Origin of the sequence: Enterovibrio nigricans DSM 22720, assembly GCF_900167155.1 — a bacterium.
Lineage (GTDB): Bacteria > Pseudomonadota > Gammaproteobacteria > Enterobacterales > Vibrionaceae > Enterovibrio > Enterovibrio nigricans.
The window spans coordinates 1-16,398 of sequence record NZ_FUXU01000080.1 but is presented as its reverse complement, the minus strand read 5'-3'; the positions used below and the strand labels follow the sequence as shown (position 1 = coordinate 16,398).

The window sequence follows — 16,398 nt, the reverse complement described above, 5'->3', positions numbered from 1 at the left end:
AGGACACCCTCGCAATTTAGCAGTAGGTTGTCAAAAGCTCTACGGCTCCAACAAGAAGTGGAAAAAGCGGTATGGCTATCACAAGCGCTCACTATCAGAGACAGCAATGTACCGAGTAAAACAGCTGCTAGGTGGGAAATTAAGCCTAAGAAATTACAATGCTCAGGTTGGCGAGACTTACGCTATGATCAAAGCGCTGAACAAGCTTACAGGACTGGGTATGCCTGAAACTCAGTATATTGCTTAAGAACCGAACAACTTTAGGCTGCCATGTCTTCCAACCGAATTAAGCAACAAAGCCACGCGAAATTGCTGATAACGAATAGGAAAGTTGTATTTAATATAAAGAGCAAGTATGCATACTTGCTCTTTTATCGTCCCTTTGTCGCTTTTTCATTATCCCGTAATTGCAATTTTCTTTCCTTTATTTGTCTATTTTTTCATGAATCGGTTCTCAATACACTTTCCTCATCAACCGGAGACCTGCCTCTGTTGGCATTAATAATTTCCAAAAGGAATGTATAAATGAAAAAAGACGTGTTAACCGCCCAACAAGCTGCAACTCTTATTAACGATGGCGACAGAGTCATACTTGGCGGTTTTATCGGTGCCGTTGTACCTGAAGATATCGAAAAGGCAGTGGGAGAGCGTTTTTTATCAACAGGACATCCTCGCCAATTGGAGCTTTATTTTACGGCAGGACAAGGTGACGGCGTTGATCGTGCCACGAACCATCTTTCATACTCAGGCATGGTATCTAAAGCCATTGGCGGGCATTGGGGCCTGATTCCTCGCCTGCAACAGCTGGCAAATGAAAACAAAATTCAAGGCTATAACCTACCTCAAGGCGTCATTGCACAACTGCTTCGAGATTCTGCGGCGGGTAAACCCGGCACACTTTCTCATGTCGGATTAGGCACCTTTGTTGACCCACGTTTAGGCGGGGGGAAAATAAACACGTCGACAGAAGAAGATCGCGTCTCTTTGTTTGAAATCGATGGCGAGGAATTCCTTTTCTACAAACGCATCAATCCCAATGTCGCGTTGCTCAGAGGAACCACGGCAGACGAAAATGGCAATGTGACCATGGAAGACGAATGCCTCTTCTTAGAAAACCTCGCTGCGGCTCAGTTGGTCAGAAACATGGGCGGCACCGTCATTGTTCAGGTTAAACGTATCGTAAAAAATGGCGAACTCGACCCGCAGCAAGTGCGTATTCCCGGCATTTTTGTTGACGCTATCGTCATGGCTTCAGAAGCATCTATGCACATGCAAACTTTTGCTGAGCCCATGAATGAATCTTATTGCGGACGCGGAGAGCAAAATACAAAGTCCGTGACTCCTCGTCCGCTTGATGCAAAAAAAATCATTGCCCGCCGTGCTGCGATGGAGCTAAAACCAAATGCCATTTTGAACTACGGCATCGGCGTCCCTGAAGTCATTGCTCAAATCACTGACGAAGAAGGAGTCACCAACCAAATGATCGCCACCGTTGAACCTGGCGCCATAGGCGGAACACCAGCAGGCGGCTTGAGTTTTGGTGCATCCGCCTTCCCTGAAGCAGTCATTACACAAGATCAGATGTTCGATTTCTATGACGGCGGAGGCATCGACCAAGCATTCTTAGGACTGGCGGAATGCGACCGTTTTGGCAACCTAAACGTTTCAAAATTCGGCACTAAAATCGCAGGTTGCGGAGGGTTCATCAACATCACTCAAAATGCCAAGCAGGTCTTTTTCTGTGGCACCTTTACCGCAGGCAAGCTGGAAATCGAGACAGGTGATGGAAAATTAACCATCATCCAAGACGGACACATCAGCAAACTGATTAACGATGTCCAGCAAATCACCTTCTCCGCGGATGTGGCACGTCGCAACCACAAGCCAGTGCTATACATCACCGAGCGGGCTGTTTTCAAGCTGGGGGAAGAGACACTGGAGCTGATAGAAATCGCACCAGGCGTAAATTTACAACGCGACGTACTCGATAAAATGGCATTCAAACCACTGATCAGTGAACAACTTAAGCTGATGGATTCACGCATTTTCACAGACCGACCTATGGGATTGGTGTTAGGTGAAAAAGCCATAGACATTAAGGTTCAAGACGAAGCAGCCTAGCTTGTCGTATCTCCTCTTTTGCCAAAGAGGAGATAGCTTTGCCATGCATAGTTCGTGCTGTTCATTGCAAAGTTAAATTTTTTGAGATCAATCATCATGAGTTATTCAATCGATCAGCTCGTTATTGGACAAAAGGCACATTTTGAAAAGACCATCAGCGAGTCTGATATTCAAATGTTTTGCGGAATAAGCGGTGATATTAATCCTGTCCATGTGAGTAAGCTCGCTGGGGGAAAAAGCGTTTTTGGCGATCGGGTTGCTCATGGCATTCTGGTTTCGGGCCTGACGTCAGCTGTACTCGGCATGCAGTTACCTGGTCCAGGTACTATTTATCTTGGTCAAGAACTCAAATTTACTGCCCCAGTATATATCGACGATACGATACGCGCAGAAGTTGAAGTTGTTGAAATAGTGAAAGAGAAAAATATCGTTATACTCGCAACGCGAAGCACTAATCAAAACAACAAAACCGTCATTCAAGGGCAGGCAACCGTCATGCCACCAAAGCATTCGTTTTAAGGATTTAACATGATCATCAAACCCATCATTCAAGGTGTTGTTGCGCGTTCTGCACACCCTCTCGGTTGCCAGCAATCGGTTCTAAACCAAATTGAGTACGTAAAAAATGCGCCGCAGGTTGCCGATGGACCCAAAAAGGTTCTGGTTTTAGGCGCCTCTTCTGGCTTTGGATTAGCATCACGAATCAGCGTGGCATTTGGTGGATCACAAGCTGATACTATCGGCGTGTCGTTCGAACGAGGTCCAAGTGACAAAGGCGTTGGCACCGCGGGTTGGTACAACAATGTGTTCTTCCGCGAGGAGGCAGAAAAACAGGGGCTGATCGCGAAGAACTTTGTTGGCGATGCTTTCTCTCAGGACATGCGAGACCATGTGGTGGCGTATATCCAAAATGAATTTGGTGGCAGTGTGGATCTGGTCGTCTATAGCCTAGCAACGGGCGTGAGACCCAATCCAGAAACTGGCGAACTATGGCGTTCTTCCATTAAAACTGTCGGTGAACCTGTTTCTGGCCCAACCATCAATATTGAGCTCGATACGTTGGAATCAATGGACGTTGAAACCGCTTCAGAAGATGAGCTGGAAGCAACGGTAAAAGTTATGGGCGGTGAAGACTGGGAAAGTTGGATAACCATGCTCAGCAATGCGGGTGTGATGGCGAAAGGCTGTAAAACGGTTGCCTATTCGTATGTCGGCCCCGAAGTCACCTACCCTATTTATCACCACGGAACCTTAGGCCGAGCGAAAGCGCATTTACATGGGACAGCGGATCTTCTCAACGATCGACTTAAAGCGCTAGATGGTGAAGCCTATGTCTCGGTCTGCAAAGCATTGGTAACCAAAGCCAGTGTCTTTATTCCCGCATTTTCTCCCTACATCCTTTCATTGTTTAAAGTGATGAAAGAGAACGGTACACATGAGGGTTGCATCGAACAGATGCAGCGATTATTTGCAGACCGTCTCTATGGAAACACGGCGCATGTTCCTGTTGATGACGCGCGATTGATCCGTGTCGACGACTGGGAGTTAGATCCCGAAACACAACAAGCCGTAAAAGCGCTTATGGCAAAAATGACCGCAGAGAATTTCCACCAAATTGGTGATTACGAAGGGTACAAACTCGACTTCCTGCAACTCAACGGGTTTGGATATAACAATGTCAATTATAATGCCCGTGTCAATATGGATAAGATGCTGTTATTGCAGCCGTAATCTGCATACTGAATTAGACAAAAAGCCTCGCCTAAAGCGAGGCTTTTTTTATCTCTATGTTTTAAAAGATGTTTCTCGAAATTCGTTAACGCCATCACGGAATTCATTATTGCGAAATCAGGATAATCACTTGTTTTTATTGGGGTATTATTAGCGTCAGAAGATCAATTAATTACCACCCTACAAGGTATATAGCATGAATAAGAAACATCTTATTGAAGTCGTCATATTCCTCACTTATGCATTGTTCGCAATGTCGTGGGTAGCAGGCTCAATGATGACCAAAGACATCATGGCTTACTACAACATCGAAGGTATGGCCGCTGCTACTTGGATGACCAACGCCATTACAATCGCAAAGATTATCGGTAACCTGTCAGCTGCTTGGTTGCTGGTAAAAATGGGACCTAAAAAAGCGTTTGCAGTGGCGTCTGTTCTGATCGTCGCCGGTGCTGTCGGGGCGTTTGCGTCAAACTATCCGCTTTATGTGTTCTCTCGCCTGATCATGGGTTTTGGTGGGGCATTCGCCATCGTGTACTTCAACCCTATTGTCATTAATTACTTTAGCGCTGAAGATCGACCATTGATCAATGGTATTAACGCCGCCGCATTCAACATGGGTAACTTGCTGGCAATACTGTTCACAGGCTCACTGCTATCGAGTCTCGGTCAATGGCAAAACGTTATTCTCGCCATCTCTGTCTGCAGCTTGGCCATTTTGATTGTCTGGTGGTTTATCAGCGATGACTTTTCACTTTCCAGCTCTGCAGGCAACAAACAACAAGCCGTCTATACGTTGAAAGACGGCATGAAAGAGTCAGTGAACTGGTGGTTACCAATCGCCTACTCCGGCCTGTTATTCTGCTATATCTCTGTCTTCTCGTTGTTTCCTCTCGTCCCCACCTTTGCGGCTGAAGCGAAATACCTATCATCCATCATGATTGGTGCGGGTATGGTGGGTACAATTGCCGGCATCATGATTGCTAAACGCTATCCTCTGCGCGTTCCTGTCATTCGCTATTGTGGCTTGGCAATGACGCTCTTCGCTGCGTTAATGATTACAACGAGCAACGCAACGGTGGCCTATATCGCCGCGTTTATGGCAGGGTTCTTTATGTTCATGCCAATGACATGTTTGGTGACGTTACCACAAGAACTCCCTAACATGACACCTGGCCGCATCACAGTGATTTTTGGTATGTTCTGGTCTGTTTCTTACATGATCGAAACTGCATTGATGTATTTTGCAGGCATCCTGGCAGACATGAGCGGAAACATTGCGTACGCAGCAAGTTTCGCTGTGATGTGCTCTTCTACATTCTTCCTCGCGAGTTTCTTCTTACCGGAAACAGGAAAGAAGCCAGACGTCTTTAATGCAACAGCAAAACAAGCCTAAGGAGTGGGTATGCGCCAAGTAAGTCCAAAATTACACACCTGGTTAGCCAATTTCAATGTGGCGGTCAATCAACTCATTGAGGGTGGTTTTAAACCTACGGCAACCAATGCACGTGAAGGGCTCGCTAACTTAACCAAAGGCCTCCTTACAGACATTCCGGCGGTTGCTTGGGTACAAGACGATTTGGTTGTCGGGGGCGAGTATGCCGTTCCCGTGCGGATTTACCATCCAGCACCAGAGACTGCACTGCCTGTCTTGGTGTATTACCATGGTGGCGGTCATATGGCAGGCAGCGTCACTGTGTATGACCCGATTTGCAGAAAGCTCGCTCTGGCAACGCAACACGTGGTTGTTTCCGTTGATTATCGACTCGCGCCTGAATGTGCCTATCCTGCGGGTGTGAACGATGCGTATTCAGTCGTTAAACATTTGTGGCCAACATTGGAAGGTCGAAAGGTAAAATACATCCCCACGCTTTCCATTGCTGGGGACTCGGGTGGCGGTGCGTTGGTCGCGACAGTCAGTGCCAGAGCGCAATTCGATGCTGACGTGAGCATATCTAAACAGATAATGGTTTACCCAAGTTTGGATTACACCATGGACAGTGCTTCTATGGAGGAAAATGCGACAGGCTATCTGCTGCAGAAAGGCAAAATTGCTTGGTACTTCGATAATTACCTGCAACATGACGAAGACAGAAAGGCGGTCTCGCCCCTTTATCAGCCAATGACCGCGCAACTTCCTGAGACGCTCTTATTCACAGCAGAGTTCTGCCCATTGCGTGATGAAGGTGTCGCTTATTGCCAATACGCCAAATTAGCCGGCGCCAACGTCGAGCACTATCACTTCCCTGACATGATCCACACTTTCCTTAACATGGAAGATTTGGTGAAAGAAGAATGTGAACGGGTTTATCGAAAAATCAGCGACTTCTTGAACAAATAACCCTCTTCAACACCGTATTCCCCGGCGGACAAGTAACAATTTGCCCGCCAGTGACTACCCACTCACACGAAAATGATTGAATACGGACCGTGCTGACTTGGGGGCCAATGACATCGTTATTGGTCCTCTTTCTATGAAGTAAGTGGTTACTTTCCACGACCACAATGCTAATGCTGTTCTTTTTTTCACCACAGCGTGACCCAATAGCCAGTTTTTTCTACATTTCACATGAAGTTTGTGCGCTAGGTATGATTCTTATCTTATTATTTGTATAGACGAACCCAGTAATGGCACAAAATGAAACACACACAGCAACGCATCGTCGCAATTGGTGGCGGTCACGGTTTAGGGCGCGTTTTGTCCGCGCTGATGGACTTTGGTGAAAACGTCACAGGCGTCGTAACCACGACGGATAATGGTGGCTCTACAGGCCGCATACGCGCCTGTCAGGGCAGTATCGCTTGGGGGGATACGAGAAATTGTATCAACCAGCTTATTACCGAGCCGTCTATCGGTTCGATGATCTTTGAATACCGATTTCGCGGAAACGGTGAGTTGAATGGTCACAACCTTGGCAATTTGATGCTCACAGCACTCGATAACCTGTCAATTCGTCCATTGGAAGCCATCAACCTCATTCGCGATATGCTCAAAGTACCTACGCATATAGTACCCATGTCTGAGCACCCAGCCGATCTTGCAGCACAAACCCGTTCGGGGGATATCATTGCAGGTGAAACTGACGTGGACGAATTATCGGAACCACCAGCAAGATTGCTGTTAGAGCCCGTAGTTCCTGCCACCAAAGAAGCAGTGCTTGCGATTCAAAATGCCGACCTGATTGTTCTCGGCCCCGGCAGCTTTCTCACCAGTGTTATGCCGCCCCTGCTTCTACCAGAAATTAGCCGCACACTGAAAGTCACGCCCGCCAAGATTATGTTTATCCGAAATTTAGATAAAGAAGCCGGTCCAGCAGGACAAATGTCATTATCGACGATGCTGACATGGTGTGAGCGTTCGATCGGGGGAAGAAAAGTAGATGTGGTACTCGGTCCGGATGAAGACGCAGATCTCGAAGCCAATTACCAACAAGTGGTTGCAGAACTGGCGTCTGCAAACCACCGTTGGAGGCATGACAGAGAAAGGCTATCTCTGGCTATTGAACAGGTCTTGTTGACCTGCTAACGCCTTATATTCAGATGCTGTGCCTTGCAACATAGTTGTCAGGCGCGGCAACTGGTCATGTACCCATGAGTCTTGTCCAAGCTTCACACGCGACTCACACTCTCTGGCTAACTCGGCAAGCTCATCTGCACCAAAACTCGCTGCACTACTTTTAATTGCGTGGCTGATTTCACGCACTTTCAGCGGGCTTGGCGCGTCTGTAAGTTGGTCAGAGTAACGACTCAACTCATCACTAAAAACGATCAGGAGTGAAGACACGGTTTCTTCACCTACCTCCACTGCTAGCCGCCGCAATGTTTCGTGGTTCACCGTCGACGCCATATTCTAGTTCCTTTTTTCTTGTGACTCTTGCCAACTTTGCAGTTTTCGATAAATCGTTGACGGACTAACTTCTAACAGGCCCGCTGCTTGGGGAATGTTCCCATCGCATGCATCAATCGCTATTTGTATTGCGCGTTTCTCAACTAACCATAGAGGTTCGATATCCGCTTTAGTGATTAAGCCCTGCCGGTCTAACGTAGAATCGCCGTCGAAATTATCCTCGCGAATGTAGGCAATTGTGTTTTGATTTTTATTCTTGGACTCTACTGATGCAATTTTGACACCAGAAACGTTAAACAATGGTGGAGGAAGCATTAATTCCGTTACAACTCGCCCATTGTGAAGCACAACAATGTTTCTAATTACGTTCTGTAATTGCCTAACATTCCCGGGCCAGTCGTATTGAATTAAACGCTGAACCACCTCGTCACTGAATGACCTGAAGTCTTTTCCTTCTTCCATCGCGACATGCAGAAGTAACGATTGTGCAATTTCTAGCACATCCTCACCACGATCACGAAGCGGAGGTAGTGTGAGTGGAATAACGTGAAGTCGGTAGTAGAGATCTTCACGGAAGTTACCTTTTATCACCTCTTCCCAAGGATCCCGATTGGTCGCACAAATAAAGCGTACATCAACCTGTTTCACCTTAGATGAGCCCACTTTTTGGAAGGTACCTGTTTGAATAAATCGAAGGAGTTTTGACTGGAGATCCAAGTCCATTTCGCAAATTTCATCGAGGAACAAAGTGCCGCCATCAGCCATTTCAGCTGCACCTTCGCGTTCAGACGCTGCGCCAGTAAATGCGCCTTTCACATGGCCAAATAGCTCACTTTCGATAAGATCTTTGGGAATGGCCGCACAGTTAATCGCGACAAATGCGTTCTTTGCCCGAGAACTGGCAGCGTGCACAGCCTCAGCACAGACTTCTTTACCGGTTCCACTTTCACCCGTGATGAAGACCGTCGCCTTACTCGGTGCTGCAGAGTCAATCACACGATAAACCGCCTGCATAGGTACGCTTCGGCCTATGAAGCCATAGTAAGCACCTTCCGGTGATTTTTTGTTTACCGCACTTTTAGGCTTTAACGCATTATTGACGGTCACACGCAGCAGATCAGCTTCGCATGGCTTAATCAAAAAATCACTGGCTCCGTAGCGTAACGCCTCTACAGCCGCATCGATTGAACCATGCGCAGTCATAATAACGACTGGGATATCAGGTTTTTGCTTGCGAATTTCTGCCAACACGTCGAACCCCGAAACATCAGGTAGACGCAAGTCGAGCAGTATCAATGAAAAGGCACTGTCAGTACTAAACCGCTCTAAAGCTTGGCGCCCATTACTGGCAATTTCAACATCCACATCAAGTGGATTGAGATAAGATTTATATAGCACAGCGACTGATGCCGTATCTTCAACCATCAGTATCCGTTTCTTAGCGCCAGAATCCAGCATTATTCCCCCTGCTTTGATCCCGAAATTTTTTCTTTTTGTTTTGAAATTGTCTCTAGTATAACCCTGAATTTGGTACTCCTGGTCATTTTAGACGCGTTTTGCATTGCAAAATGCAAAAGAAATTGCAAAACCTAATGATATTACACAAAGAGTTCGCCTGTTTTAGACATATGAAAGTTGGCACAGTATGTGCTTATATTAATATGACCCTTCGGGGTCACCTAGCCAACTGACGTTGTTTGTGAGCACTTCGTTCACTGAAACAAGACAGCCAACCGACTTAATTTCCGGTTGGCTTTTTTTTTAGCTATTACGAATGAACAATGTACGTAAAGCGGAGATTTCATCACGCAAACCTGCCGCCGTCTCAAATTCCAAATTCTGTGCAGCCTCATACATTTGCGCTTCAAGTTTTTGTATTCGCGCCTCTATTTGCTGCGGAGATTTTGTGGCGTACGCCGCGTCCTCTTCAGCAACAGCTCTGAGTGATGGTGCAACCTTAGGCTTGTGAGATTTACGCTTGCCGCCCATCTCCATTACGTCAGCTATCTTTTTGTTCAGCTTCTGAGGGACGATGCCTTTCTCTTCATTGTAGGCCTCCTGTTTCGCTCTGCGTCGCTCCGTCTCATCAATGGCACGATGCATCGAACCAGTGACCCGGTCGCCATACAGAATCGCTTTACCATTTAAATTACGCGCGGCACGCCCTATCGTCTGAATCAACGATCGTTCTGAGCGAAGAAAACCTTCTTTGTCAGCATCTAAAATAGCGACAAGAGAGACCTCTGGCATGTCCAGTCCTTCTCGAAGCAAGTTGATTCCCACTAATACATCAAACTCCCCCAATCGCAAATCACGGATGATTTCGACACGCTCGACAGTATCGATATCGGAATGCAGATAACGCACTCTCACGTCGTGTTCTTGGAGATATTCGGTCAGGTCTTCGGCCATACGTTTGGTCAGTGTTGTTACCAGGACACGCTCGTTAATCGCACTTCTCAAACGAATTTCCGAAAGTAAATCATCAACCTGAGTAGTAACAGGACGCACTTCAATTTGAGGGTCAAGAAGGCCCGTAGGTCTCACGACTTGATCAGCAACTTCACCATCAGACTTGTCCAATTCATAATTGCCCGGCGTGGCTGATACATAAATAGTCTGAGGTGCAAGCGATTCAAACTCATCAAATTTAAGTGGACGATTATCAAGTGCGGAAGGCAAACGAAACCCGTATTCGACGAGGGTTTCTTTTCTCGAACGGTCACCTTTATACATGGCACCGATTTGCGGCACCGTCACATGGGACTCGTCAATGATCAGTAGGCCATCTGCAGGCAGATAGTCAAACAAAGTTGGCGGCGGCTCTCCTTCTGTTCGACCACTTAAATACCGCGAATAGTTTTCAATACCTGAGCAATATCCAAGCTCTTGCATCATTTCAAGATCAAACTGAGTTCTTTGAGAAATACGCTGCTCTTCTATCAATTTATTATTGTCAAGCAGCACCTTTTTACGATCTACCAGCTCTTCTTTAATGTGCTCAATAGCATCAATAATTTTCTCACGTGGCGTCACGTAATGCGTTTTCGGATAAATCGTACAACGAGGGAGGTTTCGTTCAGAGATTGCCCCCGTTAACGGATCAAACACACTGATGCCTTCAACTTCGTCGTCAAACAGCTCAATACGAATCGCATCCCTGTCTGATTCAGCAGGGAAAACGTCGATGACCTCTCCCCTAACGCGAAAAGTGCCTCGCGTAAAAGCCTGATCATTTCGGGTGTATTGCAATTCAGCAAGACGGCGAAGAATGCTACGTTGGTCCATAACATCGCCACGACGCAGATGCAGCATCATTTTGAGATAAGAATCCGGATCACCCAGACCATAAATCGCGGAGACTGAGGCGACAATAACCACGTCGCGTCTTTCCATGAGGGCCTTGGTCGCGGACAAACGCATCTGCTCAACATGCTCATTGATCGATGCATCCTTCTCAATAAAAGTGTCAGACGCAGGAACGTAGGCTTCTGGCTGATAATAGTCATAGTAAGAGACAAAGTACTCAACAGCATTTTCAGGAAAGAACTCTCGCATCTCCCCGTAAAGCTGCGCTGCCAGCGTTTTATTGGGCGCAAGGATCATCGTAGGCCGCCCCATCTCAGCGATGACATTCGCCATCGTGTAAGTTTTACCCGACCCTGTCACACCCAACAGTGTTTGGTGTGCAATGCCCGAGTCCAACCCCTCAATCAACTGGCTAATTGCGGCAGGCTGATCCCCGGAAGGCTTAAACGGTGACTGTAATTTGAAAGTCTTACTCATGATGCGTCCATGACTAGAATACTGAACCAGCCATTTTGCTCGCAGATGAAGCTAAGTCAACTGACATTGTACTGACAGAAAACGGATTCTTGTGTTCTGTCAGTACAAATCAATTTGTTTCCTACGCATAACCTCGCTTAACACATTGAAGGTAGAGGCTGTCCGTTGCGGACATCTTCTGTTTTACATGATTGACTTATCGATCTCCCCCCACCATCATCAGACCCAATAGCAAACCAAATGGTCAGCCGCGTTTTCACCACTGACCAAGTAAGATTGAGAATTCAGATGAAAAAGGTCGCTCTCGTAACAGGTGGTTCAGCAGGCATCGGTTTAGCCGTGGTTGAAGGGTTTATCGCTGAAGGCTACATGGTATACAGCTTGGATATTCAACAAGGCCCGAAAGGACAGTGGCTGAACTGTGATGTGACGGATTCAAGCGCTGTTCAAGCAGCGGTTGATACGGTGGTTTCTAATGAAGGGAAAATCGACGCGTTAGTTTGTAACGCGGGTATTCACTTTAGTTCTACCATTGAAAACACATCCGAAGCTGATCTAGATCGCGTCCTCAGCATCAATGTGAAAGGGGCGTACTATGCGATTCGCGCGTGCTTGCCAACAATGAAGGAAGCCCACCATGGCAGTATCGTGCTGCTCGGCTCCGATCAGTGCACAATTGGTAAACAAAACTCGTTCGCCTATAACATGAGTAAGCACGCAATCGCATCCATGGCAAAAACCACAGCGCTGGATTATGCCAAATTCAATATTCGCGCCAATGCCGTATGCGCGGGAACCACCGAGACACCGCTTTATCATAAAGCGATTGATGCGTACTGTGATCGTTCTGGTGCAGATAAAGCAGAGATCCACAAGGAAGAAGGCGCATTGCAACCGCTTGGACGTATAGCTCAACCAGAAGAAGTGGCGAATCTGGTCGTTTTCCTTGCTAGTGATAAGGCAAGCTTTATGACTGGCGGCCTTCACGCCGTTGATGGCGGATACACGGCGCAATAATTTATGCAGATCATCGACCCGCATCTTCATTTGTTCTCACTCAGTGACGGAAATTACGGCTGGCTAAAACCAGAGAATGCTCCTTTCTGGCCAGACAAATCTGTCATCTGTCGCGATTTTCACGAGCATGATCTGCAACTCGATGCGCCATTTAAGCTCTCGGGATTTGTCCATGTCGAAGCGGGGTTTGATAACGAGCAGCCTTGGCGTGAAATTGAATGGCTAGAATCAAGCTGTGCCATGCCGTTTAAAAGCATCGCTTGCGTAGACCTTACATTAGATTGTGCTGTTTTTACTGCTCTATTGGGAAAGCTGACGCAATACCAAAGTGTCATTGGTGTCCGCCATATCCTCGATGAAGACGCCGAGCATTTATTGAGCCAAGCGTCCGTTCAGAAAAACTTAGCCGTACTCGCAAGCGAATCGCTGATTTTCGAAGCGCAGTTCGATGTAAAGGACAAGAAAGCCGTTGACGCCTTTATCAGTACAGCCTCAACCCATGCCTCACTGCAATTTGTCTTGAATCACGCGGGGTTCCCGCCAGCAGCGAACAGCCATGATTGGCAGTTGAACATTCGGCGTCTCGCACAACATGACAACTTTTGGGTAAAAGCATCAGGCTGGGAAATGAGTGACCGTGACTTTCCGCTTACCGACATAGTTAAAAGCGTCGATATTCTCCTCAAAAGCTTTGGCGAACATCGTGTCATGCTGGCAAGCAACTTTCCGCTAACTTTATTCCGGGCCTCTTACGGGGAATTGTGGCGAGACTATCTCTCGTTACCTTACAACGAAAAAACCTTAAATAAGCTTTGCATTCAAAATGCCATGCAGTGCTATGGTTTCTGAACGTCGAAAAACGCATAAATAGAAAGAGCCCGCGATTTGCGGGCTCTTTTGTTTGATAATCAGGTGTCGACTATTTGATAACAATACGAGGTGAGCGCATCACCACCTCATCATTCAACTCAATACCAATACCCGGCGCTTCTGACACTTCAAAGAAACCGTTCACTGGCTGTGGATCTTGAATACACAACTCACGGTTCCACGACTTAATCGCATAGGTATGGTGCTCGTGGATAAGGAAGTTCGGAATAGCCGTTTCCAAATGCAGAGAGGCCGCAGTCGCAACTGGGCCACCACAGACGTGAGCTTGAATCCGAACATCAAAGATATCTGCGTAATCACACACTTTCTTCGTTTCAGTAAAGCCACCACACAAACCGATATCCGGTTGCAACACGTCCACACTCTGGTCTTCGAGATACGGCCTCACTCCCCAACGGTTATAAAGACGTTCTCCACCCGCAATAGGTACATTGACACGATCAGCAACTTTTTTATGTAGTGAGTGGTTCAGGTAGTTAACCGGCTCTTCGTAATACATACAGTCAAACTCTTCAGCAATGTCTCCTAGCTGAATCGCCGTTGTTGCACCGGGTAAGCTGTGGCATTCAAAAATAATGTCCACTTCATCGCCAACCGCCTCTCGAATGGCCTTCATACGTGCACGATAAAGCTTCATTTCAGCACGAGAGATGATCTTGGTTCGCTCGTAATAGGTATTCCCATCTTTGTCATACATGATTGGGTCAACTTTGACTGCATCGTACCCTTCAGCGATCGCTTTGAGTGCGGCCTCTGCATACTCGTCAGGTTGAGAAAGGGCTTTAAACTCTTTATCCCAATCAAACTGGAGCTGTGACGCGTAAGTACGTAGCTTGTCGTTAACTTTACCACCTAATAATTGATATACCGGTAAGCCAAGGGCTTTACCTTTGATATCCCAAAGTGCCGTGTCAATCGCACTCATCGCTGCGTAGACCACAGGCCCGCCGCCTAACCCCCAAAAACTTTCTCTCAGCATACGAGACCAAAGCTTTTCCGTTTGGAAAGGGTCATGCCCGATTAAAAACGCTTCCGCCATTTCTTTGATCATATTGGCCGCAGCGCTATGACCTAAGTCATAGGCTAACCCGGCTTCGCCAACGCCATTTATCCCTTCATCGGTATGAACGCGCACAAATACCGGATTCCATGCTGGGCGCTCTGGGCAATGAATATCGAAAACTTCAACCGACGTGACTTTCATCCTTGTTCTCCACTTCGTTATCTAATCCCGGACACGAATATGTGCCCCGTTTACGCCAATACGTTTGTCATTCCATAAAACTTGGGTCTAACCGCCACGCCTTTCTCAATAAAGACGGCCACGCTTTCTGTCCACCCGTACTGCCGGAATGTACAATGTTCGCCTGCGCATAAATATTGTCTTGAATAGTTTGAGGAACGGGAGTGACTGCTTGACCCGCTGATTGCAGCATAAGCTGAACCTCACAGGCTCGCTGCATATCGTAAAACCGCATGAACGCATCGCCCACCGTTGGGCCTAATGTTAGCCCTCCATGATTCACCAACAACATGTGGTTTGTCGTTCCTAAATCATCTTGCAGACGTTTTCTTTCGTCGTCGTTCACCGCAAGCCCCTCATAGCCATGATAAGAAAGCGACGACAAAGCAAACATAGAGTACTGACTGAAAGGTTTTAGCCCACCTTTTTGACTGGCCACCGCAATGGTTTCATTGGTATGCAAATGGATAACACAATGTGCATCTGACCGAACTTCATGAATAGCACTGTGAATCGTGAAACCCGCAGGGTTAATGTCAAAAGGTGAGTTGTCGAGAATATTGCCTTCGAGGTCGACCTTCACCAAATTCGATGCCGTCACTTCGTCAAACGCCACGCCAAACGCATTGACTAAATACGTCTCAGTGTCGGGTATCCGCAAAGAGATATGCGTGTAGATAAGATCATCCCACCCCATATGCGCGACTAAACGGTAACACGCAGCCAAATCGACCCGTCGTTCCCACTCCATAGGTGAAACCTTGTCTTTCAATGACGTGTTAGGCAATTCAATCATTTTTCGTATCCTTACGCGTGTGCATTTTTTCCAGCTTGTCTTATTTATGGGCAGTTCGCAATCACCGCTACAGAAAACGGGAGACTCTTACAAATTCGTCACTGAGTGAACCAGAAAATACAGAACACTGATAAAACTCATCGACTTCTCAGTCACATTCGGTGGATATCCTGACAAAATAAGGATCCAAAATTGATGATTAACATACTTATCCACAGATTTTGTGGGTAACATTGCTAACACCAACGCCTAAAAGACTTTCTGAAAGTCAATCCAAATTTCAAAATTTGACCATCTAATCGACTGAATACACATCATTCCGTTCAATGAGACCTTCATCACAAAGTTTTAGCACAAATAATCAGCGAGCATTGTAAGGGGAAACGTGAAAGTTTCGACATCACCCCACCAGCAAGGTTAATTTTTAAACAATCTAACCATGCCAACGAAAATGCGGCTTTTAGAGGCCATATACGAGGGAACCGCGTTAACAATTGGAAAAGCATATGACTGAATTCGGATTCAATGACATTTGTGGCTTAAATTTAGTCATTAGCACAAAAAAGAAACCAAATCTGATCGCACTTTAAACGGATGATTTAAAATCCGCATTTTGTGCTATTTCAATGGTTGACAGCCTGAAAGACGATAGCTAAGATTCGCCCCGCTTTGAGAGATTCCCCCTTAGTTCAGTCGGTAGAACGGCGGACTGTTAATCCGTATGTCGCAAGTTCAAGTCTTGCAGGGGGAGCCACTTTCGATGATTGGTTCAATGGACGAGTCATCCGCTTGAGATTATCGCTACGCGATATGTCGCAAGCCTAGGCGGCCCCGTTAAGTCTTACAGGAATAGCCACTTTCGATACATCGCTACGGCGGTGAATCAACAAAATCTGTTCCCCCTTAGTTCAGTCGGTAGAACGGCGGACTGTTAATCCGTATGTCGCAAGTTCAAGTCTTGCAGGG

Annotated in this window: 13 protein-coding genes, 1 tRNA gene and 1 pseudogene; 10 read left to right on the top strand and 5 right to left on the bottom strand. The window is 46.7% G+C overall.

Annotated features, from left to right (window positions below; genetic code table 11):
• The 7 genes and pseudogenes from B5D35_RS19250 to yvcK form a co-directional block, all read left to right on the top strand.
• Positions 1-247 (top strand): annotated as a pseudogene (locus B5D35_RS19250) (IS5/IS1182 family transposase); the annotation flags it as partial.
• 278 nt (positions 248-525) lie between these two features.
• Positions 526-2,121 carry an acyl CoA:acetate/3-ketoacid CoA transferase gene (locus tag B5D35_RS19245; RefSeq protein ID WP_078754130.1) on the top strand — a complete coding sequence of 532 codons (1,596 nt, stop codon included), beginning with the start codon at positions 526-528 and terminating at the stop codon, positions 2,119-2,121.
• Between the two features lie 96 nt (positions 2,122-2,217).
• The gene (locus B5D35_RS19240; RefSeq protein WP_078754131.1) at positions 2,218-2,640 is read left to right on the top strand and encodes a MaoC family dehydratase; all 423 of its coding nucleotides are present in this window, start codon (positions 2,218-2,220) and stop codon (positions 2,638-2,640) included.
• Positions 2,641-2,649: 9 nt separating this feature from the next.
• Complete coding sequence (gene fabV, locus B5D35_RS19235) at positions 2,650-3,852, top strand: enoyl-ACP reductase FabV (RefSeq protein ID WP_078754129.1); 1,203 nt, start codon at positions 2,650-2,652, stop codon at positions 3,850-3,852.
• Positions 3,853-4,048: 196 nt separating this feature from the next.
• Positions 4,049-5,248 (top strand): MFS transporter, encoded by a 1,200-nt coding sequence (locus B5D35_RS19230; protein WP_078754128.1) that lies wholly within the window; start codon positions 4,049-4,051, stop codon positions 5,246-5,248.
• 9 nt (positions 5,249-5,257) lie between these two features.
• Positions 5,258-6,193, top strand: a complete 936-nt coding sequence (locus tag B5D35_RS19225; RefSeq protein WP_078754127.1) for an alpha/beta hydrolase — start codon at positions 5,258-5,260, stop codon at positions 6,191-6,193.
• Positions 6,194-6,490: 297 nt separating this feature from the next.
• On the top strand, positions 6,491-7,378 hold the full coding sequence (gene yvcK, locus B5D35_RS19220) for a uridine diphosphate-N-acetylglucosamine-binding protein YvcK (RefSeq protein WP_078754126.1): 888 nt from the start codon (positions 6,491-6,493) through the stop codon (positions 7,376-7,378).
• Here the strand turns inward: yvcK and B5D35_RS19215 are convergent.
• The 3 genes from B5D35_RS19215 to uvrB all read right to left on the bottom strand — a co-directional run bounded on the left by B5D35_RS19215 (position 7,340) and on the right by uvrB (position 11,485).
• Complete coding sequence (locus B5D35_RS19215) at positions 7,340-7,699, bottom strand: Hpt domain-containing protein (RefSeq protein WP_078754125.1); 360 nt, start codon at positions 7,697-7,699, stop codon at positions 7,340-7,342. The two genes, yvcK and B5D35_RS19215, sit on opposite strands and share 39 nt — an antisense overlap.
• A 3-nt stretch (positions 7,700-7,702) precedes the next feature.
• A complete protein-coding gene (gene luxO / locus B5D35_RS19210; RefSeq protein ID WP_078754124.1) occupies positions 7,703-9,157 on the bottom strand; it encodes a quorum-sensing sigma-54 dependent transcriptional regulator LuxO in 1,455 nt (484 codons plus the stop codon).
• 303 nt (positions 9,158-9,460) lie between these two features.
• The gene (uvrB, locus tag B5D35_RS19205) at positions 9,461-11,485 is read right to left on the bottom strand and encodes an excinuclease ABC subunit UvrB (protein WP_078754123.1); all 2,025 of its coding nucleotides are present in this window, start codon (positions 11,483-11,485) and stop codon (positions 9,461-9,463) included.
• Positions 11,486-11,773: 288 nt separating this feature from the next.
• Between uvrB and B5D35_RS19200 the strand changes: the two genes are divergently transcribed.
• Entirely contained in the window at positions 11,774-12,502 is a 729-nt protein-coding gene (locus B5D35_RS19200) for an SDR family NAD(P)-dependent oxidoreductase (RefSeq protein ID WP_078754122.1), read from the top strand.
• A 3-nt stretch (positions 12,503-12,505) separates the two neighbouring features.
• Entirely contained in the window at positions 12,506-13,351 is an 846-nt protein-coding gene (locus B5D35_RS19195; protein WP_078754121.1) for an amidohydrolase family protein, read from the top strand.
• A gap of 70 nt (positions 13,352-13,421) precedes the next feature.
• On the opposite strand, the gene B5D35_RS19190 is transcribed toward B5D35_RS19195, so the two are convergent.
• Together B5D35_RS19190 and B5D35_RS19185 are read right to left on the bottom strand one after the other, a co-directional pair.
• Entirely contained in the window at positions 13,422-14,597 is a 1,176-nt protein-coding gene (locus B5D35_RS19190) for a mandelate racemase/muconate lactonizing enzyme family protein (RefSeq protein ID WP_078754120.1), read from the bottom strand.
• Positions 14,598-14,664: 67 nt separating this feature from the next.
• Positions 14,665-15,432, bottom strand: coding sequence for a class II aldolase/adducin family protein (locus B5D35_RS19185; protein WP_078754119.1), 768 nt, complete (start codon positions 15,430-15,432; stop codon positions 14,665-14,667).
• Between the two features lie 678 nt (positions 15,433-16,110).
• Between B5D35_RS19185 and B5D35_RS19180 the strand changes: the two genes are divergently transcribed.
• A tRNA-Asn gene (locus B5D35_RS19180) sits at positions 16,111-16,186 on the top strand.
• Positions 16,187-16,398: the final 212 nt, after the last annotated feature.